General features: G+C 46.8%; 20 protein-coding genes and 1 pseudogene. 11 read left to right on the forward strand and 10 right to left on the reverse strand.

The window, feature by feature from the left end; translation table 11 throughout:
- Positions 1-336: pseudogene (locus C161_RS05990) on the forward strand (transposase); the annotation flags it as partial.
- 156 nt (positions 337-492) lie between these two features.
- On the opposite strand, the gene C161_RS05995 reads toward C161_RS05990, so the two are convergent.
- The 3 genes from C161_RS05995 to C161_RS32730 all read right to left on the reverse strand — a co-directional run bounded on the left by C161_RS05995 (position 493) and on the right by C161_RS32730 (position 1,379).
- A complete protein-coding gene (locus C161_RS05995; protein WP_036611535.1) occupies positions 493-684 on the reverse strand; it encodes a hypothetical protein in 192 nt (63 codons plus the stop codon).
- A 39-nt stretch (positions 685-723) separates the two neighbouring features.
- Positions 724-1,095, reverse strand: coding sequence for a hypothetical protein (locus C161_RS32275; RefSeq protein WP_036611534.1), 372 nt, complete (start codon positions 1,093-1,095; stop codon positions 724-726).
- A gap of 122 nt (positions 1,096-1,217) precedes the next feature.
- A complete protein-coding gene (locus tag C161_RS32730) occupies positions 1,218-1,379 on the reverse strand; it encodes a hypothetical protein (protein WP_017690239.1) in 162 nt (53 codons plus the stop codon).
- A 144-nt stretch (positions 1,380-1,523) separates the two neighbouring features.
- Between C161_RS32730 and C161_RS06005 the strand changes: the two genes are divergently transcribed.
- Together C161_RS06005 and C161_RS06010 are read left to right on the forward strand one after the other, a co-directional pair.
- Positions 1,524-1,805, forward strand: coding sequence for a hypothetical protein (locus C161_RS06005; protein WP_036611533.1), 282 nt, complete (start codon positions 1,524-1,526; stop codon positions 1,803-1,805).
- Between the two features lie 153 nt (positions 1,806-1,958).
- Entirely contained in the window at positions 1,959-3,857 is a 1,899-nt protein-coding gene (locus C161_RS06010; RefSeq protein WP_036668747.1) for a sensor histidine kinase, read from the forward strand.
- A gap of 77 nt (positions 3,858-3,934) precedes the next feature.
- Here C161_RS06010 and C161_RS06015 read toward each other — a convergent pair whose 3' ends face one another.
- Together C161_RS06015 and C161_RS06020 are read right to left on the reverse strand one after the other, a co-directional pair.
- Entirely contained in the window at positions 3,935-4,195 is a 261-nt protein-coding gene (locus C161_RS06015) for an NHLP leader peptide family RiPP precursor (protein ID WP_223199858.1), read from the reverse strand.
- 36 nt (positions 4,196-4,231) lie between these two features.
- Positions 4,232-5,179: a hypothetical protein gene (locus tag C161_RS06020; protein ID WP_051447227.1), complete on the reverse strand. Its 948-nt coding sequence runs from the start codon at positions 5,177-5,179 to the stop codon at positions 4,232-4,234.
- A gap of 219 nt (positions 5,180-5,398) precedes the next feature.
- Here C161_RS06020 and C161_RS31410 point away from each other — a divergent pair, with 219 nt between their 5' ends.
- The gene (locus C161_RS31410) at positions 5,399-6,136 is read left to right on the forward strand and encodes a hypothetical protein (protein WP_051449604.1); all 738 of its coding nucleotides are present in this window, start codon (positions 5,399-5,401) and stop codon (positions 6,134-6,136) included.
- 37 nt (positions 6,137-6,173) lie between these two features.
- On the opposite strand, the gene C161_RS06030 is transcribed toward C161_RS31410, so the two are convergent.
- Together C161_RS06030 and C161_RS06035 are read right to left on the reverse strand one after the other, a co-directional pair.
- Positions 6,174-7,427, reverse strand: a complete 1,254-nt coding sequence (locus C161_RS06030; RefSeq protein WP_036668750.1) for an acyltransferase — start codon at positions 7,425-7,427, stop codon at positions 6,174-6,176.
- Between the two features lie 139 nt (positions 7,428-7,566).
- Positions 7,567-8,562, reverse strand: a complete 996-nt coding sequence (locus tag C161_RS06035) for an LCP family protein (protein WP_036668753.1) — start codon at positions 8,560-8,562, stop codon at positions 7,567-7,569.
- Between the two features lie 184 nt (positions 8,563-8,746).
- Here C161_RS06035 and C161_RS06040 point away from each other — a divergent pair, with 184 nt between their 5' ends.
- From C161_RS06040 to C161_RS06060, 5 genes are all read left to right on the forward strand, one after another.
- Positions 8,747-9,298: an undecaprenyl-diphosphatase gene (locus C161_RS06040; protein ID WP_051449605.1), complete on the forward strand. Its 552-nt coding sequence runs from the start codon at positions 8,747-8,749 to the stop codon at positions 9,296-9,298.
- 207 nt (positions 9,299-9,505) lie between these two features.
- The gene (locus C161_RS06045) at positions 9,506-11,242 is read left to right on the forward strand and encodes a methyl-accepting chemotaxis protein (RefSeq protein ID WP_084650060.1); all 1,737 of its coding nucleotides are present in this window, start codon (positions 9,506-9,508) and stop codon (positions 11,240-11,242) included.
- A 341-nt stretch (positions 11,243-11,583) separates the two neighbouring features.
- Positions 11,584-14,577 (forward strand): glycoside hydrolase family 9 protein, encoded by a 2,994-nt coding sequence (locus tag C161_RS06050; protein ID WP_036669167.1) that lies wholly within the window; start codon positions 11,584-11,586, stop codon positions 14,575-14,577.
- Between the two features lie 88 nt (positions 14,578-14,665).
- Positions 14,666-17,941, forward strand: coding sequence for a glycoside hydrolase family 48 protein (locus C161_RS06055; RefSeq protein ID WP_051449606.1), 3,276 nt, complete (start codon positions 14,666-14,668; stop codon positions 17,939-17,941).
- Positions 17,942-18,458: 517 nt separating this feature from the next.
- Positions 18,459-19,253, forward strand: a complete 795-nt coding sequence (locus C161_RS06060; protein WP_047841902.1) for a C40 family peptidase — start codon at positions 18,459-18,461, stop codon at positions 19,251-19,253.
- Positions 19,254-19,374: 121 nt separating this feature from the next.
- Here the strand turns inward: C161_RS06060 and C161_RS06065 are convergent, their stop codons facing one another.
- On the reverse strand, positions 19,375-20,283 hold the full coding sequence (locus C161_RS06065) for an ArsR/SmtB family transcription factor (RefSeq protein WP_084650062.1): 909 nt from the start codon (positions 20,281-20,283) through the stop codon (positions 19,375-19,377).
- A gap of 179 nt (positions 20,284-20,462) precedes the next feature.
- Between C161_RS06065 and arfA the strand changes: the two genes are divergently transcribed.
- The gene (gene arfA, locus C161_RS06070) at positions 20,463-21,968 is read left to right on the forward strand and encodes an arabinosylfuranosidase ArfA (RefSeq protein ID WP_051449607.1); all 1,506 of its coding nucleotides are present in this window, start codon (positions 20,463-20,465) and stop codon (positions 21,966-21,968) included.
- A 151-nt stretch (positions 21,969-22,119) separates the two neighbouring features.
- Here the strand turns inward: arfA and C161_RS06075 are convergent, their stop codons facing one another.
- Positions 22,120-22,872: an MBL fold metallo-hydrolase gene (locus C161_RS06075; protein WP_036668755.1), complete on the reverse strand. Its 753-nt coding sequence runs from the start codon at positions 22,870-22,872 to the stop codon at positions 22,120-22,122.
- A 131-nt stretch (positions 22,873-23,003) separates the two neighbouring features.
- On the opposite strand from C161_RS06075, the gene C161_RS06080 reads away from it, so the two are divergent.
- On the forward strand, positions 23,004-23,435 hold the full coding sequence (locus C161_RS06080; RefSeq protein WP_036611514.1) for an Lrp/AsnC family transcriptional regulator: 432 nt from the start codon (positions 23,004-23,006) through the stop codon (positions 23,433-23,435).
- A 34-nt stretch (positions 23,436-23,469) separates the two neighbouring features.
- Here the strand turns inward: C161_RS06080 and C161_RS06085 are convergent, their stop codons facing one another.
- Positions 23,470-23,970, reverse strand: a complete 501-nt coding sequence (locus C161_RS06085) for a hypothetical protein (RefSeq protein WP_036668757.1) — start codon at positions 23,968-23,970, stop codon at positions 23,470-23,472.
- Positions 23,971-24,080 lie beyond the last annotated feature (110 nt).

Genomic DNA, 24,080 nt, shown 5'->3' on the forward strand with positions numbered 1-24,080 from the left:
TAACCAAAAGAATACCTACATGTTTGACATTGAAAAATGCAAAGTATGCCCAATGAAAGACGGGTGCTATAAAGAAGGAGCGAAAAGTAAAACCTATTCTGTAACCATCAAATCGACCGAACATAAGGAACATGAGGCATTTCAAAGTAGCGATAGTTTCAAAGAAAAATCGAAAGAACGTTATAAAATTGAAGCGAAAAATAGCGAACTCAAGCACAGACACGGGTATGATGTTGCATCGTCCTCGGGTCTTGTTGGCATGCAAATGCAAGGTGCCATGCCATATTTACTGTTAATCTCAAGCGAATCATTACACTCATGGAAGACTCAAAGTAAAAGGATAGAGAGAAAAGGCTATATTCCGTTCCAATGTGAACGAAATATAGCCTTTTTGATTTAAAATGAATCTTAACAAATTAAAATCGTAAGTTTTTCAGTGGCCTCTGAAATTACAGACGTCATCTTTTTTAAGTCTACTACGGATCTATATAGTTAGTCATCCGAAGAGGGCTTACGAGAAGCCTTCTCTTTGGGAATGGCATGTTCGACCGCATCACGTTGATCCTCATCCTCAAGTGCTTCGGGGAAGGAGTCCTCAGTGAACAGTCCGAAGTCCGGGTCAATATCCCGTTCGGTCACGAGATTATCCGGTTCATGCACATGCTTTTGGCGATCTTCCTTCATCGTGTATGCACCTCCTCATTCAGGATGTCATAACAGCTGTTAATGTCGCGGTGGAATGTCGTTCTCTGGTTTGGCATCCGCACCAGCACCATTAAGCAGATCGGTACCATGCAGCGCATCCGGATCGGGTGCAGCAGGATCAACCGGACTGTTTGGTTGCAGAAGATCTGCATCCGGTACAGATTCCAGCGGTGTCTCTGCCAAACGTGAATCCAATTCCGGCTCATCCACAGCGGTTGCGGCTACGGGTGCCAGATCCGAATCTTCCGTTACAATCCGTCTGCCGGAAACTTCATCAAAGGTATCCATATCGCCTTCCGGGACTTCCGTCTCTGGCGGAATATCGCGGGACCTCTGATAACGGTCATAATAGCGGTCGCTCTCTTCGTTACTAATTGGTTTGTCAGACATGAGTAACACTTCCTTTCATTGTCGGTTGTCCAAATGCTTCTTACCCCGTAGTTACCCAAAGCGCTAGTGTTGTAATCTTGCACAGGTTATTATCTCCGGGTGTTCACTACGATATGAATGCCTTAGAATTTGGGGAATACATATTTAACCAAGAAGTATAAGAATCCGAAAAAGATAATGATATATGCGGCATATTTAATAAATGTGGAAGCGACCATACTTGAATCCGATTTATGCTGAACATCCTTATGTTCTACCTCAACCGTACGATGGGGCTCATTCATTGTAATCATCTCCTTAGCGTGTTTGTTTGCTTTGAGAAACCATTACACCCGGAGCAAAGGATTGAATCGCAGCCACCGTTTTTACAGCTTTTCCTGTTTTGCCTATGTTATGATGAAGCTTGAATATGTAAGGGAGGGATTCATGTGGACTGGTATACACTGGGTAATATGATCACACGCATCCGTATCGGGCAAAAGGCGTCCACACCCGGGTTCTCCCGTACCGTCATCCGTCGTCCGGATGGTTTGTTTTGGGTAGGCGGTATATGGTCCGGGCAAGTGGTCCAGTTACGGGATTTCCTTTTTTCCGACATATGGACCATCTATGATGATGAGGAGACAGAGCAGTGGCTTGAATTTCGCAGTCAAGTTGAACAGAAAGAACGGGAAATGATAGTGAACCAGTTCGAAGACCTGCGTGATTAATCGAATAACTTTAACAATAAAATGGAAATAAGACTATAAATCGACTTAAATGTGAAATTTCATTTTATCTCAAGAAGGTGACGTGACAAACGGTGGCGAATGATAAATGAGAGAATCTAAGATAGGGAAAATTAGAACTTTGAGGTGCTGTGAATGAAAAATGTGCCCAAAGCTATCGTCATCTTATGGATGAGTGTATTGATTATTCTAGGCATGCCACATGGGATAGTCTTTGCAACTACAGGAGCGGTTCAGCAACCTGTATCCATTACAGGATGGGAAGTAAAATGGGGGAACGTTGACGACCAAGGGTTCATCAGTGAGGTTAAGGGAGCAGACGAAATATGGGAAAAGCAGGGCAGCGATAAGTTAGAGTATAGCAATACGGATCGATCGAATTCTTTATGGACTCGCCTGACCATCCCTGAGTTGAGTGAGGAAAGTTCAGCCATTCGATTTGAGAACATTAAAGGCAATCATATTGTTGTTTATCTGGAAGACCGCAAGGTCTACGAGAACTACCATTACAATTATGATAATAATGCGGTGTTGCTGCCCTTATCCAGCGAAAATTCAGGTGACACGCTCTATGTATGGTCGCAAAATGAAAAAGGCCGTCTGGGGATACAAGGTACTGTTCAGGTTGGACCTTATGCCGCGTTACAGGAGAAATATATTCATAACGGACTTATTGATGTAATTTTGGGCGCGACCTTTGTGTTCACAGCGATTACGATGCTGAGTTGTACGTTCTTCCTTGGCAAATTCCATAAGGGATTATGGATCTCGCTATGCATTGTGATGGGTTCCATCGGAACGATGATCATCACGTACTCGCAATTTTTGTATACGTTCTATCAGGTATATGGTGACCTGTATTCCGTAGTCTTTGATCTGGCGATGCTGCTGGGTATGCCAGCGCTATGTTATTTTTTTGAACAGATAATCGGGCCAGGACTGCATGGAATCTTCACCAAACTGCGAAAAATACTATTCATATATTCAGTTATCGCTGTGTTCTCTCTATTTATCTATGTGACTTCAGGTGGGCAATGGGAGATCCTCTACAATCTGCTCGTACAGCGTGTGGTTGGCATTGTGCTGGTCATTCTGCTGACAATCCTGTTGGTTGGTACCATCGCCAAAGCGCTGCAACGAAATCGGGAAGCTATGCTGCTTGCAACGGGATTTGGTACATTTGCCTTGATCAGTGTGGCTGAACTGTTGTGGTATTATCAGCGGAGTGGGACGTATCATCTGTTATGGTGGAAATGGTCCATGGTTGCATTTGTGATCTCGTTGATTGCCATTCTCGGAAGTCGCTTTGCCGAAAAACATACTAAAGTTCTAGAGTATTCCAAGGAACTGGAGCTGTTCAACAATGAGTTGCAGCGATCAGAAAAGATGGAGATTATTAGTGAATTGGCCGCTTCCGTTGCCCATGAAGTACGTAATCCACTTCAGGTGACAAGAGGGTTCCTGCAACTTATGACGGAACAGGAAGACAACAAAAACAAGGGGTACGTGCGAATTGCACTGGAAGAACTTGATCGGGCTTCGGGCATCATAACGGATTTTCTTACCTTTGCTAAACCTGAGTTTGACCATATTATCTCGCTCAATATCTCGGATGAGTTCAATCATATTGAAGGCATTCTTGTACCGATGGCTAATCTGGAAGGTGGTAAAATCACCACGGACATTCCGCCAGATCTATATATTCGAGGCAATTCCTCGAAGTTCAAGCAGGCTTTTATCAATATTATTAAGAACAGTATTGAAGCTCTGCAGGGACAAGGCCAGATTGATATCTGGGCGTACAAGCAGGATGGAATGATTAAGGTGCATGTCAGGGATAACGGAGAAGGAATGGACGAGGAAGCACTCTCCCGGTTGGGCGAGCCTTATTTCTCCAATAAAATCAAAGGCACGGGCCTCGGCATGATGGTGACATTCCGAATTGTTGAAGCGATGCAAGGACAGATCAGCTTTACAAGCACCAAAGGGGTAGGAACAGAAGCGGTTGTATCTTTTGTCGAGTTCGTCGATTGACGAACTCACAGAAGGATACAGCGGCTTTTTTTGTTCCTACCCCTAATTGCTTACACTACAAGATTAGCTCACCCGAATTAACTTCTCCAAGGTCCGCAATTCACATCATAATTTACTTTGGAAGGATTGGGAGGTATGACAAGCACATAGTCATTCTGCTGCTCCTCAACAGTACGTACCTGAATGTGCTCCGGAATTACGATGCCGAACGCTTCACGAAGCGCCTGCTTCGGATTGGAGTGCAATTGTTGTCTGAAGTGCTCGTCAGTCCAAGCCTTTTCAATAATATCCTCATGCAACGTTTTCTCTGATACCATCATCGTCAACATTCCCTTCATATTTAAAATTAAACTAAATCAGCTTAGTCCTTATGCTCAGAATCCCAACTGTTGCTCGCTAATCCAGTGATGAAACCCACCTTGGAGGAGCTGTTTCTTCCGTTGTGTAATGTCCTGAACAGCTTGTACTAAAGTGTTGCATAAATAAGAATTAAACGCCTCAAGATGCGATATTCCTAAGTTAGACGATGTTAGTGTACGATTATAGTGATAAGCAATGTCTACGTAAGAGTTCATGAGTTGTGTATTGTATACATTGTCATGTATACGTTCGCTTAAAGGATGAACTGGATAGTTGTGATTCAGTGCTGCGGATATGTGGGAGAGGTAGCTGTTGTAGTTTCCATGCACAGCATCTTGTTGCGTGTCTGTGAAGTCATCGGTCATCTGGAGTGTCATGAGTGTGATGTTGATGGCAGAACACACCGGGATGATCCGGTCGGACTGATTCAGCAGAAGCAGTGCACCAGTAGCTCCAATGAGGAGAGGGGCAGCCTTTTGCGCAATCAACAAGGGATTCTGTTGGAAATAATCAATGGAATGCTCACCCGTAACACTCACGGCCCAATCCACTACATATTGTCTGAAATAGACCCAGAACGTGGAGGAAGGATTGAATAATACCGAGTAAGATTGAAGTGCATCCATGTAATATAGATTACCAAGAGATAACTTCAATGTGGCATTCTCCGGTTGTTCATCCATCACGTCGTCCTGATTCAGAAAATATAACATATGGATGAGACAGGCTGTACTTAATTGGTGTGCTTTCTCTGGGGGTAGTTTATCTGAGTGTTGCATCCAAAGTGGAGTGATGTACCCGATGTAGCTGTGTCCCGAATCTCGTAACAGCGGATTAACCGAACGAAGCTGCTCTAATGCATGTCCTGACAAAGGTTCGGGATATTCCCGTACGAGTTGCTCCGCTGAAGCAAACACAACCTCCAGATCGGATCTAAACGGATCTAACCAATCTTTCCGCATTATTACATATCGTCCTTCCTGCGATAAGGTGACTAAGGACTGTTCGACTAGATCATGAAGTTACACTTAGTATAGCGGAAATAAACTGAAAAAAATAGGATTTTTTGTGATCAATTGTGAGAAAAATGATGACTTTTTGTATTTTATGGCATAAAAAAGTGGATTTTAGGCTCAAACTAGGAAGGCACAGGATTTCGACATCGGAAAGGCGGCAGAAAAATGAATTTGAAATGGAAAACATGGATGGCAGCCGGATTGGCAGCCGTAGTTATAACAGCAGCAACAGGACATGTGGCATTTGCTGATCCAGCCGTTCGTGCTGAGCAACATGACGATGCGTCAAAAGCTTCTTCCTCCGGCAAACCAGCGAAGCCATGCATGCAGGCAGGACATGGTCTGTTCATGATTGGTGAGACGGCAGACTTGCTTGGGATTGGACTTCGGGATCTGAAAGAACAGATGGAACTTGGCAAAACTTTGTCCCAGATTGCGAAAGAGCGTAAGGGACTTAGTGAGGAGCAGTTATTGCAGAAGTTGAAGCCTACACTGGCACAGCGTTTGGATCAAGCTGTGGAAGAAGGTTGTCTCACCAAGGAACAAGCTGCAGCCACGAAGGCAGACATGGATACAAAGTTGAAAAAGGTCATTAATACCCCGCTGCGTGATTTGCGGCGTGAATTTGCCCACCATGGCAAACGTTCCATAGTAGATAAGGGCGAAATTGCCCGGTTTATTGGAGTCACGCCTGCTCAACTGCACGAGCAGCTTCAGGGAGGGAAATCCCTGGCTGAGATTGCTCAGGCAAAAGGCATTAGTGAAACGCAGCTGGTGGACAAGTTGAAGGAACAATTAACGGGTGATCTGAAGAGATTTGTGAATCAAAAGGGCAGCGTGCATCCAGCCCCAGGTCCCCAGGAACCTGTTCCTGGACGATCAACTTCGAGCGAAGTAAAATAAAGAAGAGCGTCTCCATAAGGGGACGCTCTTCTTTATTTCAAAACGGCTCACTCGTTCCCGGACTGCGAGTTGGGCCAGGTGACGGAGTTCGCTCAGATGAATTTCTTTTGTCCACAGCAGCTGATGAATTAGGTATAGAACGTGGTTTGCGCATTAACCCTACGGTGAAACGTGAGCCAGGAAGCTTGGATAGCGCCCAACTGATTGCAAGAGCAATACCAACGGTTACAAGGAACGATAGCAACGTTACAGGCAGATGCCATCCACTGAGATGAAGCGGTCTGGTTACATAAGCGATCGCGTAGATCACCAGTGCATGAACCAGATATCCACCAAATGAATAGCGGCCAATCCAGGCTAAGAGGCGCTGAAACCATGTATCTTTGCCCCGCATCAGTACAAGGAAACCATACATCATAAACATCTGAGCCATAATGATCAGGAATGTGGTTGGTTTCAGATAGGTGGAGATATTCAGATTCACAACATCCCCGGACCCACGCAGCACATCGTAACCAAGCCATATATACATCCCTATAAACAGACAGATCGTCCATGGCAGGATCTTCGTGGTCCAACTCCTCCAGCTATCCACTGACCAGGCACATACGGCACCCAGTAAAAAGTAGAACCAGTACATCACCCATGAATAGGAGCGATATTGCAGCAACGTTGACCAAGGCTCAGACATGGATTCTGTCCAGCCCCCCATATTATAGTAGGACCATTGCATAAGCAGGGCATATAGTGCTGCTGCAAAGAGAATTAGTCCGATAATGACTTGCATGGGTGTGAAGCGTGAGGTGTTCTGGATACGTCTCTGAATGGCTTTTGCTCCTGTCCAGAACAGGGGGAACAGAATATAGAACTGAAACACCATAATGACAAACCAGAGATGATATCCCGTCTGTGGTATAAACAGTTCACGAATCAGACTGCGAAAATCTGGTATGCCTGCAAGCCAGAACGCGGGGGTGAAGATACGGACAGAAAGCCAGTAGATCAGTGTCCATACGACAAACGGCATATAGATATCGCCAAATCGCTTTCGAATGAAGCGAGGATATTCCGGTTTGGTGTTACGATGATGGTAAAACAACATTACACCCGATAGAAATACAAACGTTGGCGTACCAAATCGGGTCAGATGATAAATCATGGTCAGCATAATGGAATCCGGTTGTTCAATATCAGCGCGATAGATATACTCAGCGATACTATGCTGCATGACGATTGCCAGAAAGGCAATGCCCCGCAGTTCGGTCCATTCCGTTATTCGCGGTTTTTTCACATTGTAATCCTCCCTCCAGGAACCGGAGTTCATCATATAAGGGTACCCGTTAAACATTAAGGCTGCATTAAATGTTGAAAATAGGTACTAAAAAAGACGGCTATGGCCGTCTTTTTTGTTGATATATCTCATGCTTGTTTTAGTTCTGTCCCTCTGCTGATGGAGTCTCTGAGGACTCGGCATCTTCTTCAAACAGTTTCTGAATGTAGGACTGGAGTTTGGTCACATCAACACCCAGCACCTGAGCTGAGCCGACCAGTTCATTGGTGAGTAGTTTGTTGGGTGGAATCTGCTGCTGATCGATATCGTTCACATGGATATCGAAGCCAAGTGATGCGAGTTTTAACATCTGGGTTGGACTAAGATCTGTCTCGATATAGGGAGCGATGGCTTCCAGGATATCTGGGATTTTGAAGAGTGACGTAGTGCTTTGCATTTTCTTGGCCAGCTCGGTCATGAAGATCCGCTGCCGTTCGGTACGGGTAAAATCCGAGGTGGCATCATGCCGGAACCGAACATATTGCAGGGCGGTCTTGCCGTCCATATGCTGCAATCCTTTTTTTAAGTCAATGTCGTACATATGTTTATCTGCTTTACTGGTGTAATACATGTCTTTCTCCACGTCGATTTCAATGCCACCTACCGCATCAACGAGTGCCATGAAACCTGTAAAGTCTGTGTAGACATAATGCTGAATGGGAATACCGAGCAGATCACTTACGGTTTGTTTGGTCAGCTCCGCACCCCCGTAGGAAAAGGCTGCATTAAGTCGGCTTTTGCCATGCCCGGGAATTGCAACATAGGTATCACGCAGTACGGAGAATAGATGGGCTTTCTTGGTGACCGGATCAATGGAAGCGACCATGACCGAGTCTGAGCGTCCTGAATCATCGCCTCTTGAGTCTCCACCAAGGAGCAGAATGTTCACCCGTTCCTGGCCCTCCCATCTGGGAATCGTTGTTGTTGGTGTGTCTGAATCGTTGTCTGTGCCGGAAGAGGACGAGGTGGATGAAGTCCCGGAAGCCGTGGAGATGCTATTGGCAAAATGAACAATCGAATATCCGTAATATACAACGACACCTGTAATCGCAAGTGCCAGGGTCAGGGCTGTACCCCATAACCATTTTTTAAGCATAATCTTCACCTTTCTATGATTGAACTGATATGTAACCCAAACTAGTTTAACAAAAAGAAAGCAAAAAGTCCTCTTTGATTTCGTAACTTCGGTCAATGTGAGGAATGTTTGACAAATAGTTAGTGTATATTTATTATGTAAAAAATAATCTTGTTTTGTGTAATGGGGGTATTAAAAGCCAGTTATGAATCAATCACTATTTAATTGGATTAATCAGTTTGCAGACCAAATACCGTTTCTGGACTGGTTTATGATCACATCATCCGAGTATGCGGTTTGGGTCATGATCGCACTGCTCGTTATCGTATGGTTTCTCGGCGATCCATCGAAACAACGAATTGTTTTTTATGCCTGTGTGGCTTCCATTGTAGCGCTAGTTCTGGCCAAATGGGGGATATCACCAGCGGTCGGTCATCCAAGACCTTTTGTAGAAGGGACTGTGCATCAGCTGGTTGCCCATGTACCTGATCCTTCTTTTCCAAGTAAACATGCTTCCTTTGTATTTGCTCTAGCGGCTGCTTCATTCTTTATTGGACGTCGCTTCGGGTTATGGATGTTGTTACTCGCTGTGTTGACAGGGGTGTCGCGTGTATATGTTGGTGTGCATTATCCAGGAGATATTCTGGGAGGATTCATTCTAGGAAGTCTGCTTAGTGTGGTTCTGATTACAACACGCAATTATACCAAGTCGATTCCCGACTTCTTCATTAACATACACCGACGTGTTTTTCGTTAGCTTCTGAAAGCAATGTCTAGTGAAGTTTTGGTAGTTTAGTTTATTGAAAGAAGTCTCTTATCTCTGGTTCTGCCAAAGATGGGAGACTTTTTTTGTGTTATTTTCGAAGTTACATGAAATTTATAGAAATTGAATCCTAACATCTACAATTCATGACGATAGGTGACGATATATTATAAATATGTATTATTTTGAGGAGTGGGACACATGGAAGACACGCGGGGGAATAAGTTGGGGATATTGAAGTTAACGATTCGAGGCAAGTTACTGACAGGTTTTCTTATCGTCGTGGCTCTGCTGGTTTTTGTAAGCGTTTATGCGTTAATTCAGATCCATCAAATGTCAAACAAAGCTAATGATGTGGATCAGACCTGGATGCCGAGTGTAAGCCTCCTTGGCTTGATGAATGGCGATGTTTCGGATGTAGAGCGGTTGGCGCTGGCAATTATCGTTGAACAAGACGAAGAAGAAAATGTCAAGGTGAATGAAGCGTTAAAGTTGCTCCTCACCAAGATTGAGGATGAGCGTAAACAGTTGCTTACATACATTGAGAGCAATGATGAATCGATGAAGCTCTACAATGATTTCAGTACGAATTATGATGCGTATCTGGAGAAAATGCCTGCATTCATAGAATTCGGTATTGCAAATAACTATGAAGAAGCAAGTAGACTGCACACTGAAGCCTATCCAATGTGGTACACAGCAAACGACTCTATCACCAAGTTAATCACTTTAGGCAATGAAGGATCGCAAGCCGCAACGGGTGATTCTGTCGAGTTGGCTGAGAATACATTTAATGTGATTTTGGCAGTGACAATTTTTGCATTCCTGGTCGCGATATTCATTGCATTCTTCATTGCAAGCATTATTTCACGTCCAATCAAAAAGATGAATGAAGCGGCCTTGGCTATTGCCAATGGTGATCTGACGGGTGAGACGATTGTGCTCAAGAACAAAGACGAATTGGGAACGCTCGCGGCTTCCTTCAATACCATGAGTGGTAATCTGCGCTCCATGATTGAATCGGTGTCGATGACTTCCGAACAGGTAGCTGCTTCATCGGAGGAGCTTCTTGCAAGTGCAGAGCAAAATACTCAAGCCTCGGAACAGATTTCCGAAACGGTTGAGGAACTGGCCGTGGGCACGTCAGATCAAGTTGATATTGTGAAACGCTCTTCACAGGCGATGAATGAGATGGCTCTCGGATCAGAGCAGATTGCCGAGCTTGCTCAGAGTGTATCCGTATCTGCTGTAGATGCGGCGAATCAATCTTCCGAAGGAAATATGATTATTCAGCAAGCGGTTGAACAGATGGGTTCTGTTCGAAATTCCATTGCTTCGCTGACTGAATTGGTTACAGGGCTGGGGGAACGTTCAGCAGAGATTGGAACCATTACCGAGGTAATCAACAACATTGCCCGGCAGACCAATCTGCTTGCACTGAATGCAGCCATTGAAGCCGCACGAGCAGGAGAGCACGGACGTGGTTTCGCCGTAGTTGCGGGAGAAGTGCGTAAGTTGGCTGAGGAATCTTCTACATCTGCGCAACGAATTACGGACCTCGTTCAATTGATTCAGAAAGATACGGATCATGCTGTTCAGGCAGTGAAAGTGAACAGCAGTGAGACAGAAGCAGGAATCGAGATGGTTACTGCGGCAGGACAAGCCTTCGAGCAGATCTCGGATGTGGTCAACAAAGTAGCGGGTGAAATCCAGGAAGTATCTGCAGGTTCAGAGGAAATGTCGGCGAGTACAACTGAGGTTGTAGGATATGTAAGTCAAATCTCCAACATTGCTGGAGAGGCAGCGGGCGGGGTTCATAATGTATCTGCCGCAACTCAGCAGCAACTGGCTTCGATGGAAGAGATTGCATCATCCGCAGGTTCATTATCCAAAATGGCTGAAGAACTGCAGGAGCAGATTAACAAGTTCAAAGTGTAACCAATGAGATGTTCTGATACCTAAGGTGTACAGAAACATACTGACAGGATGGTCAGAATGCCATTCGATTTGTACTGTTGATGATAACAAGGGCGAGAAGCTGTTTCTCTAACGCGCATATGCGTTAGAGAAACAGCTTTTTTTGTCACATGACGCAGAGCAGGTCACAACAATGTTATTTCAGAAGTCACCAACGCTTATATAGCTGGTGAAACAAACGGCTATAATGGTAATTAATGGTGGAACTTACACTGAAATACACCATGGGGAGGAGCGATATAAACTTGCAGTCCAGAGTAATGCATACGGAATATTGATGAAGAGGAGATGAATAGTTGAACATGAAGGGGAGCTGGTGGAGACGAGTCGCTATGATCGCGTTATCGGCAGGATTACTGGCAGGGAGTTTATCGATGGGCACAGGAATTCGTAAGGCGGATGCGGCCGCCGGAAATCAGAACTATGCTGAAGCACTGCAAAAGGCCATTTACTTCTATGAGGCACAGCGCTCGGGTCCGTTGCCAGCGAGTAATCGGGTCGAATGGCGTGGTAATTCGGGCATGCAGGATGGAGCTGATGTAGGCGTTGATCTGACCGGAGGATGGTATGATGCCGGAGATCACGTGAAGTTTGGATTTCCGATGGCTGCTTCCGCAACGATGCTCGCCTGGTCTGTCGTGGAATACAGCGACGGATATGAACAGGCCGGACAACTGGAGGAGATCAAGGATAATATCCGATGGGCGACCGACTACTTCATGAAAGCGCATACGAAACCAAATGAATTATGGGGACAAGTGGGGGCAGGTAATACCGACCATGCTTGGTGGGGTCCTGCAGAAGTCATGCAGATGAACCGTCCTTCGTTCAAGATAGATGCTTCATGCCCGGGCAGTGATCTGGCGGCAGAAACGGCTGCAGCGCTGGCAGCGTCATCGATTGTATTTGCAGATGATGATCCGGTATATTCGGCCAGACTGCTTCAACATGCGAAAGAGCTGTACAACTTCGCAGATACATATCGGGGGGAATACACCGATTGTATCACTGATGCTGCAGCGTTTTATAATTCGTGGACAGGATACGAAGACGAGTTGGCATGGGGTGGAGCATGGCTTTATTTAGCTACTAATGATAGCGCTTACTTGTCCAAAGCCATTGCAGCTACGGACCGGTGGTCTTCTAGCGGAGGCTCAGCCAATTGGCCCTATACCTGGACACAAGGTTGGGACAGTAAACATTATGGTGCCCAGATTCTGCTTGCCCGTATTACGTCCAGTTTGAACATGCCAGAGGCGACAAGATTTATTCAGTCGACTGAGCGCAATCTGGATTATTGGACGGTTGGAGTCAATGGGACACGAGTCAAGTATACGCCAGGAGGTCTGGCGTGGCTGGATCAGTGGGGATCGCTCCGATATGCAGCGAATGCATCCTTTATTTCTTTTGTATACTCCGACTGGGTCAGTGATCCTGTGAAAAAGTCAAGATATCAGGATTTTGCTGTCTCACAGATGAATTATATTCTGGGCGAAAATCCGCGTCAGAGCAGTTATGTGGTCGGATATGGGCAAAATGCACCTCAACATCCGCATCATCGGACTGCTCACGGTTCATGGCTGAATAACGAAGATATCCCGGCTAACCATCGCCACATTCTGTATGGTGCCATGGTCGGTGGACCAGATGCATCGGATGGATATACCGATGATATCGGGGATTATGTGAGTAATGAGGTCGCAACCGATTACAATGCTGGTTTTACCGGCGCACTGGCAAAGATGAATTTGCTATTTGGTCAGAATCATCAGCCCCTGGCGAACTTCCCTGCACCTGAGGTGAAGGGAGATGAGTTCTATGTGGAGGCTGCGATCAAATCATCAGGTGCCAATTATACGGAAATCAGAGCACAGCTTAATAATCGTTCCGCTTGGCCTGCCCGAATGGGAGATCAACTGTCCTTTAAGTATTTCCTGGATTTGAGTGAAGTGTATGCTGCCGGACGTACGGTATCGGACGTGCAAGTGACAGCCTCCTATACGGAGGGGGCGACGGTATCCCAACCAGTTGTGGTGAATGCAGCCCAGCATATCTATGCCATTACGGCAAACTTCGGTAATACCAAGATCTATCCAGGTGGGGAAGGAAATTATCGTAAAGAAGTACAGTTCCGCATTACAGGCCCACAGGGTGCATGGAATGCCAGCAATGACCATTCGTTCCAGACACTGACCACAGGAACTCCTGTGAAGAGTATATACCTTCCAGTCTATGATGCAGGGGTGAAGGTGTATGGACAGGAGCCTGGTGTTACACCAGTCACGGTTCCAGGCGCACCTGCTGGCGTGCAGGCTGTAGCGGGAAGCAGTCATGTTAACCTGACTTGGGCCGCTGTATCCGGGGCCGAATCGTATACGGTGAAGCGTTCCGAGGTGAGTGGAGGACCATATACAACTGTTGCGACGGGTGTTAATGGATTGACCTACACAAACACGGGACTGATCAACGGGACGACTTATTATTATGTAGTGACTGCTGTGAATTCAGCAGGGGAATCATCGGGTTCTGTACAGGTGTCGGCTACCCCGCAAGCAGCTTCGACGGTGCCGGGAGCACTGACTTTAAGTGGGACAGCTGGTAATGCACAGTCAGTCCTGACTTGGACAGCAGCCTCGGGCGCGTCTAGCTATAAGGTACAACGTTCGGTGGCAGGCGGGACATATGCAGATGTGGCAACCGGATTGTCCGTGTTGACTTACACCGATACAACAGCGCTGAATGGCACCACGTACAATTACCGGATTGCAGCCGTGAATGCGAACGGACAGACACTGTCCAATGTCCTGGCACTGACGCCTTCTGCACCTCCGGTGACGACCGGTACACTCGAAGTGCAGTACCGCAGCGGAGGGTCCGGGAATTCAAGTAATGCGGTGACACCGCAGTTCAACGTGAAGAATACCGGAACACAGGCGATTGATCTTAGTACCGTGAAGATCCGATATTATTTCACCAAGGATGGTGCGGATCAAATGACCTTCTGGTGTGATTATGCCGAGATGGGCACGGCCAATGTTGAAGGGACATTTGTCACAGTGAATCCGGCGAAGGGTACCGCAGATACGTATCTGGAGATTAGCTTCAAGTCGGGAGCAGGCAGTTTGGCCGCTGGTGCGGAGACCGGCGTGATTCAGGCACGCTTTTCCAAAAATAACTGGAGCAATTTCGATCTGAGTAATGATTATTCCCATGATGTTTCCAAGACGGCTTTTGCCGCATGGAACAAGGTAACCGGGTATCAGGGAAACACCAAAGTATGGGGCTTGGAACCGTAACTAGCTCAAGATCATTGGCCGAATAGCAGCATGGGCAGACCAACAGCACTTATATTCAATTTCCATTATTCCAGGGAGGTATATATTAATGTTGAAATCAGCTGCGAAAAAAAGTTTAACAGCCATGCTGGCGGGAACCGTCATGTTGACCGGATACACCGGACTCTGGGCAGGGCCGCAAACAGCACATGCCGCAGATCAGGCCATCGAGATTCAGGCAGACAGCATTAATGAAGTTCGGTTTTTGCAATTATATGATCAGTTGAAAGATCCGGCGAACGGATATTTTTCGCCAGAGGGTCTACCGTATCATTCCATTGAGACCCTGTTGAGTGAGGCCCCGGATTATGGTCATATGACGACGTCCGAGGCATACAGTTACTGGCTGTGGTTGGAAACCATGTACGGTCACTACACGGGAGATTGGTCCCAATTGGAAGCAGCTTGGGACAGTATGGAGAAATACATTATCCCGGTCAACGAAGGTGACGGCAAGGAAGAGCAGCCTACGATGAGCTCGTACAATCCGAACAGCCCTGCTACGTATGCAGCGGAAAAACCTTTTCCTGATCAATATCCATCGCCACTTAATGGTCAATATGCAGCGGGTAAAGACCCGATTGATGCTGAACTTAAGGCGACCTATGGTAACAATCAGACTTATCTCATGCACTGGCTGGTCGATGTGGATGACTGGTATGGATATGGAAACCTGTTGAATCCATCACATACGGCTACCTATGTGAACACGTTCCAGCGTGGGGAGCAGGAGTCTGTGTGGGAAGCCATACCGCATCCATCTCAGGATGATAAATCTTTTGGTAAGGCAAACGAAGGCTTCATGAGCTTGTTCACAAAGGAAACTCAGGTACCGTCAGCGCAATGGCGTTACACTAACGCCACGGATGCCGATGCGCGTGCTGTGCAGGTGCTGTATTGGGCGAAGGAGATGGGATACAACAATCCGGAATATCTGGATAAAGCGAAGAAGATGGGGGACTATCTGCGCTACGGCATGTATGATAAATACTTCCAGAAAATTGGAAGTGCAAAGAGCGGTACACCAACTCCGGGTACAGGCAAGGATTCCAACATGTATCTCATGGCTTGGTATACGTCTTGGGGAGGTGGCTTGGGTCAAGGTGGGGATTGGGCTTGGCGCATTGGAGCGAGCCATACCCATCAGGCTTATCAAAACCCGGTTGCAGCGTATGCCTTGTCTGACCCGGCTGGCGGCTTGATTCCGGAATCAGCTACAGCGAAGGCAGATTGGAATGCGACGTTGAAACGTCAGTTGGAATTCTACACTTGGCTACAATCCCATGAAGGAGCCATCGGCGGGGGAGCAACGAACAGTCTGGATGGTTCATATAAAGCCTATCCGGCAGGCGTAAGTACATTCTATGACATGGCTTATCAGGAGGCACCTGTATATCGTGATCCGGATTCCAACACCTGGTTTGGATTCCAGGCATGGCCGCTGGAGCGTGTAGCCGAGATGTACTATATTCTTGCGGAGAGCGGGGATTTGACCTCTGAGAACTTCCAGATGGCCAAGAAGGTAATCACGAAGTGGATCGACTGGAGTAAGGATTATGTATTTGTAGGTGAGCGTCCGGTGACGGATGCGCAAGGGTATTATCTGAATTCGGCTGGACAGCGCATTTTGGGAGGAACTAATGTTCAGGTAGCAACAACGCCGGCGCCGGGAGAGTTCTGGATTCCGGGTGGTCAGGAATGGCAGGGTCAACCGGACAAATGGAATGGATTCAGTTCGTTTACGGAAAATCCGAACTTCCGTGTAACGACCAAAGATCCAGTGCAGGATACAGGGGTTCTGGGAAGTTACGTTAAAGCTCTGACCTTCTTCGCAGCGGGAACTCAGGCAGAGAACGGCACACTTAGTGCGGAAGGCCAAGAAGCCAAGGATCTGGCTGAGGCTCTGTTGGATACAGCTTGGGATTACAATGATGGTGTGGGTATTGTTACGGAAGAAGAACGTAAAGACTACTTCCGCTTCTTTGCCAAAGAGATCTACATCCCGGCGAACTGGTCTGGAACCTTTGGTCAAGGCAATACGATTCCAGGTACAGCAGGTGTACCTTCAGATCCGGCGAAAGGTGGCAATGGCGTATACATTGGATACTCCGATCTGCGTCCGGCCATCAAGCAAGATCCGGCATGGGCTTACCTGGATAATCTGTACAAAACGTCGTATAACCCGACCACGAAGCAGTGGGAAAACGGTGCACCTACCTTTACGTATCACCGCTTCTGGTCACAAGTGGATATGGCTACAGCGTACGGCGAGTATGATCGTCTCCTCGGCGATTCCGATAGTCCGGAAGTGGAAGTACCCGCTGCTCCTGCTGGTGTAACAGCAACTGGAGGAAGTGAGCAAGTGGTTCTGAATTGGAACGCAGCCGCTGGTGCAGCCTCGTATACCGTGAAACGTGCAGAAGTGAATGGTGGTCCTTATACGTCTGTAGCGACAGGGGTCACAGGATCGACATTCACGGATACAGGCTTGACCAACGGCACAACGTATTATTATGTCATCACTGCGGTGAATGCCGTAGGTGAGTCTGCACCGTCGACACAGGCATCTGCAACACCACTCGCAGGTACCGTTGTGCCAGGCGTATTCAACCTTACTGGAACGGCTGGCAATGCCCAGGCGGTACTGACATGGACTGCATCAACTGGAGCAGCGAGTTATAAGGTACAACGTTCGGTAGGCAGCGGGGCATATGCTGATCTGGCAACAGGTTTGACCGCACTGACGTATACCGACGCTACAGCGGTGAATGGTACGGCTTATAATTATAGAGTCGTAGCTATTAATACGAGTGGTCAGACGAATTCGAATGTATTGGTGTTGACTCCATTGGCACCTCCAGTTACAACGGGAACGCTTGAAGTACAATACCGTAATGGTAGTTCAGGGGCTTCGGTCAATGCGATTACTCCACAATTTAATGTGAAGAATACTGGTACAACTGCTGTGAACTTGAGCAAAGTGAAGGTCCGGTATTATTTCACCAAGGATAGTGCCGCTGATCTGAGCTTCTGGTGTGATTATGCACAGATTGGCAGTGGTAACGTGGAAGGGCATTTTGTTTCAATAGATCCGGCCAAGGGCACAGCAGATACGTATCTGGAGATTGAATTCAAAGCGGGTGCCGGCAGTTTGGCCGCGGGTGCCGAAACCGGAATCATCCAGGGACGTTTCTCGAAAAACAACTGGACGAATTTTGATCAAACGAATGATTATTCCTTTGATTCCACCCAATCGGCCTTCAGTGCCTGGACAAAAGTGACAGCTTATCAGGATGGCGCCAAGGTATGGGGAATTGAACCTTAAATGAGTTGATCGACCGATTGTAGAGTGATGTTACTCATTAGCCGGGGAGGAATCCCTGGCTTTTCTTTTTTTTATGGAGTGCAAAAATGAAATACAAAATAATCAAACGGACACTGCTGATAAATCGATCCGTATTGAGTCTGGAGGCAAAAATGTGAATTCGGGGAACGGTAATCGGCAAATGAATCATAGTAATGTTTACCATATTTGCGATTTTAAACATTAAAATCTAGGTCATATGGCATATAGCCTGAATGAGAAACGACCTAACTCTTTTATCGCGGTAAAATGAAGCATATCAAATAGTTACAATAATTTAACCTTTCAAAAAGAAGGGATCAGCAGTGAATTTTTCCAGTAGATTATGGACGCACCCTGATACTTAGTGCTCAAGTTCGCCTATATCAATACAGGACTTTTGACTGATGAACGTTATGGAGAGCCCGTTTACAATGGGGCAAGCCCGGGAGAACCAAGCCAGGTTAAAATTCTGTAACATCAGGGGGAACTCGACATCATGAACTGGAAAAAAACGATTATTACGGCAAGTGTCACAGCAACGATGCTGATGGGAAGTCTGACGACAGGAGCACTAACGGCACAGGTATCGGCAGCTGCTGTTAACAATTCACAAGTAAAAGTAATTTGGGGCGTAAACCTACGCACAACACCTTCTTCTTCTGCGAAGATTGTTCGCTTGGTCGCTAAAGGGGAAACGGTAACGGTGCTTCAGCAATCCGGTTCGGATTGGTATAAGATTAAGGATTCTGCTAACCGGACAGGCTACATATCTTCTTCATCCAAATACACACAAGCGATTAGTGGCGGCACAAGCGGATCGGGTTCGAATAGTGGTACATCGGTGACCGGCAATGCATCTGTAGAAAAAGTGATTGCAGCGGGAATGAAATATTTGGGAACACCTTATGAGTTCGGAGCCAGTCGTAACAGCACAGCTACTTTTGACTGTTCCAGCTTTGTACGCCAGGCCTTCATTGATGCACTGGGCATCAAGCTTCCAGCGGATTCCCGCAAACAGGGAGACTATGTAAAAGCCAAGGGTACAGTTCAGACGAACTGGAAAAACCTGAAACGCGGCGATCTGATGTATTTCATGTCGTATAAAGGCAGCTCTGCATCATCGTATTCGGGCGTGAATAAATCTAGCGCAACCATTACGCACACAGGGATTTACCTGGGCAACGGCAAGGTATTACATACGTATTCCAACGCTGGCGGTGGTGTAACAACTAGTGATATCTCCGGCAAACACTGGGAGTATCGCTTCCTGTTTGGTGGCAGTGCGCTGTAAGTTAGAACAAGAACTTTCTTAAATAATCTACGCATGTTCATATGCATACAAAACACCTCCCATTCTGCCTTTGACAGGCGAGTGGGAGGTGTTTTGGTAGTTATTTATTATTTTGAAGAACTCAATCGTGATAGTACAGTCGGAACAGGATATCATGATTGTAGTTGCCGAATCCCTCACCATATAAGGTAAGCCCGCCTACATGCTGAGCATCTTCCTCCACCGAAAGACGAAGAGTCCATTGGTTGCGTTCGACCGGGATATCTGCGAGTGTAATGTCGGATAGATGTTGTCCATCAATAAACGTACCCTCATTGGTAATTCGCAGTACCTTGAGCATGCCGTACTGATTGACACTGTCACTCCACCATTCCGGGGTGAACATGCCACGTCCGTTGCCTGAATCTCCAGGGCTTGTCCATTCCCCTAATCGGATGCCATTCAGCATGAATGTAATATCCGAGGGCCAATTCGGATTCACCGAAGGGGCTTCTGATCCGATCTCGAGGGCCAGTTCAATGGCATTGATCTGCTGTCCGGATAAGATATAGTTTGGAATTTTGTACTCCACAAATCCACGGCCAAACCACAGAATATGCGCATGCATCCGCTCGGGGTCGAGAAAATAACGAGGGTCATCATACTGTCCGATAACATGATTGGACGTAGCCAGACCACATGTCGGATAGACGTCAAAGTGGGTGTAGTGTCCCACAGGGACGGAAACCTCATGGAGCTTGCGGGCTGCCCCGCTTTCTTGGGGCATGGAGATGCCAATCCAGTCTACAGCAAGGCTGTTCATTTTATGTGTGCCGCCGTCTTTGCGTATCATTTTGGACTGAATAATGCCCACATCCTGAAGTTTGCGGACATGCATGGTCACGATGGCACTACTCAGACCCAGTGAAGCAGCAAGGTCTTTCACATTCATCGGGGTCTCTGCAACAAGGCGGATGATCTGTAGACGGACTTCACTGGCAAGTGCTTCATATAGGGGTAGCCATTCGGCATCGGTATTTGCTCTAATCACAATTGTTCCTCCATTTTATCTGTATAGAATTAAGTTAAACATAAATTCAGTAAAAAGAATAACATTTTGCAAAATTCAGGTTGAAATTAAGGCTATAATCGATTTTAATATAAATATGAACGTTGATCCATAGAATATCAATTAATTTTTATATTAATCTTAGGGAGTTGAAATTCATTATGGAAAAAGCAAAAATGACGGTTGATAAAGATTTTACTATTGGTGTAGTGGATAAGCGCTTGTACGGATCATTTATTGAGCATCTGGGACGTGCCGTCTATGGCGGGATTTACGAGCCAGGGCATCCATCAGCGAACGAACAGGGTTTCCGCACGGATGTGCTGGAGATGGTCAAGGAGTTGAATGTACCGATTGTACGTTATCCTGGAGGTAATTTTGTATCCGGTTACAATTGGGAAGATTCGGTTGGACCTGTGTCAGAACGCAAACGCAGACTGGAACTGGCCTGGAGAACGATTGAGACCAATGAATTTGGCTTCAACGAATTCGTGGACTGGGCAAAACAGGCTAATTCTGAAGTCATGATGGCCGTTAATCTGGGAACACGGGGTACGGATGCAGCTCGCAACATTGTGGAATACAGCAACCATCCGGAAGGTTCGTACTATAGTGATCTTCGCATCAAGCATGGATACAAGCAGCCACATGCGATTAAAACATGGTGTCTAGGCAACGAAATGGATGGTCCTTGGCAGATTGGTCACAAAACGGCAGAAGAGTATGGACGGTTAGCAGTTGAAGCGGCAAAAGTCATGAAGTGGACGGACCCGACGATTGAGCTGGTAGCCTGCGGAAGTTCGAATCTGAATATGCCATCGTTCCCGGAATGGGAAGCAACGGTGCTGGATCATACGTATGATCACGTGGAGTATCTGTCCTTGCATCAATACTACGGCAATCAAGAGCAAGATACGCCAACGTTCCTGGCACGCTCGCTTGAAATGGATCGTTTTATCGATACCGTGAAGGCGACTTGTGATTATATCAAAGCGAAGAAGCGCAGCAAAAAGACGATGTATCTGTCCTTTGATGAGTGGAATGTATGGTATCACTCCAATGAAAATGATTCGAAGATGGACCCTTGGCAGATTGCTCCGCCACAGCTGGAGGATATCTACAATCATGAGGATGCGCTGCTTGTTGGTTGTATGTTGATCAGTATGCTCAAACATGCGGATCGGGTTAAAATGGCATGTCTGGCACAACTGGTTAACGTAATTGCACCAATCATGACAGATACGGGCGGTGGTTCATGGAGACAGACAATCTTCTATCCATTCATGCATACGTCCCTCTTCGGACGTGGAACAGCATTGGTACCATTGATCCAGTCTCCAAAATACGATACAAAACAAATCACAGATGTTCCTTATCTGGAAGCTATTGCGGTTCATAACGAAGAGCAGGGTGAAGTGACTGTATTTGCAGTCAACCGTCATCTGGAAGAATCCCTTCCGCTCGAAGTGGACCTGCGCAGCTTCGGGAAGTGTACCGTGATCGAGCATATCGTGCTGGAAAGTGATGATCTCAAAGCATCTAATACGGCAGCACAACCAAACCGCGTTGCTCCTCATAATCGCGGGGGTGCAGTTGTATCTGATACTCTGATTACGGCGAGTTTGGCAAAAGCATCATGGAACGTGATCCGTTTGAAAGTTCAGTAGGGAATTAGCATAAAGGGATGGGACACGTGAGGGCGCAATGGCAGGCTTGATGCCCGAGAAGGAAGCCAGCGGCTCAGAGGATCAGCGTGTTCCTTGAATCCAAAAAAAGCTGGGTGCGAGTTCATCGCATCCAGCTTTTTCGTTGTGTTTTTTAAAACTCAAAACTTTCACCGTCACGCGGAATGAGCACCTGACCATCCAACTGCTCGGATGCCAGATAAGTCGCAAGATCCGTACGAGACATCACACAATGGTTAATCGCATCCATGTGCACAGCGATGACATGAGCAGATGGCGCATGGTGCTTCACGGCGACAACGTCAGGCCCATCCATTGTAATGGGATCACCCTCCACGAAGCGTGCACCTCCGGCATTCACGACAATAACTTCAGGCGTATATTGGCGGATGGCCTCAGCAGGTTCTTCACACCAGATGGTATCTCCAGCGATATAGGTGACAGGTTCACCGTCTGCTTCAAGTACGAAGCCGGACACGTTGCCCATACGTTCACCGATTTCACCTGTGCCATGATGCCCGGATGTACGGGCAAATCGGACAGAGTGATGCTCATGTTTTTCATCTACAGCTGTTACATTCGTGAATCCGGCACCCAGAAATACATTCTCGTCCCCAGGCTGGCAGATCAGGGGAATGTCTTTGCCAAGTTGTTTCGCCGCTGCTTCATCCCAGTGGTCCACATGGGTGTGTGTCACAATCAACAGATCCGGATTCAGATAATCCGTTTCGGTTTCGGGCAAACTCACTCTTGGATTACGTAACTCATTGGGTGTGTTCGGAAAAGCAGGCATGACTTCGGCGTCCATCAGTATCGGATCAACGAGAATGTTCAGCCCTCCGTATTCCAGCCACAGTGTAGCATTGCGAATCAATTGGATTTTCATTATATTTGCACTCCTTCGAGTTGTTTAATAGTATTACCCTATATGGTATACAACCCGTTTAACGGCGTACATAACATGATGAATGGAATTAGGCCACGCTAATTTCACCGTGAAAGGATTGCTGAAGCAAGATGAATGAAATGATAGATGACACGGATATACGTATTTTGCAGATTCTGATTCAGGATGCCAAACGTTCTCACAAAGAGATCGGTGAAGAGGTTCATCTCACGGGACAGGCCGTTGGTGCAAGAGTGCGCAAGCTGCAAGATCTGGGTGTGATTGAAGGGTATACGGTAAAATGGAACCCGGAACGCCTTGGCCTTGGTCTACAGGCCTTTGTTACAGTTTTCTTGAACTCCGGCGACAGACATGCCGCCTTTCGTACATTCATTGCTGAACGTGAGGACATCGTTGAAGTCCATCGCGTCAGCGGAGAAGGCTGTTATCTGATGAGAGTGCAGACAGGCACCACAGAGCAGCTTGGCCAACTGCTTGAAGCATTACTGCCCTACGGCAATTACAAAGTCAGCCTGTCCATAGGTGTAGAGAAATCACAGTGATGAGTGGGGAGCTTGTCCTCATCCATCCCGGTACTCAACGATCCTGCTGCTGTTCCTGCAAAGTCTCCTGAAGCAAAGTCACAGCCTGGTTCAGCTCTTTTTTGCTCAGCAGATGATCTGTCTGAATATGAGACCGTGTGCCGTCCTTTAAGTACAGGACAAACATGGGAGAAGCAGACAGGAGCCACTTGCTGCGGGCAGGTGAGGCGAGTTCGACTTTGCGAATCTGGCTCCAAGCAATCTTACGTTTGCCCGTGCTTAACGCATCATCATCCCAGGATAACAACACGGCAGGGGTTCTGGTTAGTCGTGACACAAACATGAAGAACAGCGGTCCGATCAACCACATACCCAGCACGGCTGCAATGGAATAGTATATGGTCTCCAGTCTTTCAGCTTGTCCGTCCACGATGATCCATAATAAGCTCACGCACAAGAGAAGGAAAAGGAAGCATAAACTTCCCTTCCATAGAGCTGTGCTGCGTTGGTAACGAATCTGCTGATGGTCACGCTTGGGTGTTTCGGGTTGTTGCATGGATGTTCCTCCTAATTAACAATGCTGATCGATATGCCAAACGTGCCGCCTGCATAAGCAGAGCGGCATGTTCAACGTTCTGTATTTACTATAACTCAGGTTCATTACCC

Source organism: Paenibacillus sp. FSL R5-192 (assembly GCF_000517845.1).
Taxonomy (GTDB): Bacteria; Bacillota; Bacilli; order Paenibacillales; family Paenibacillaceae; genus Paenibacillus; species Paenibacillus amylolyticus.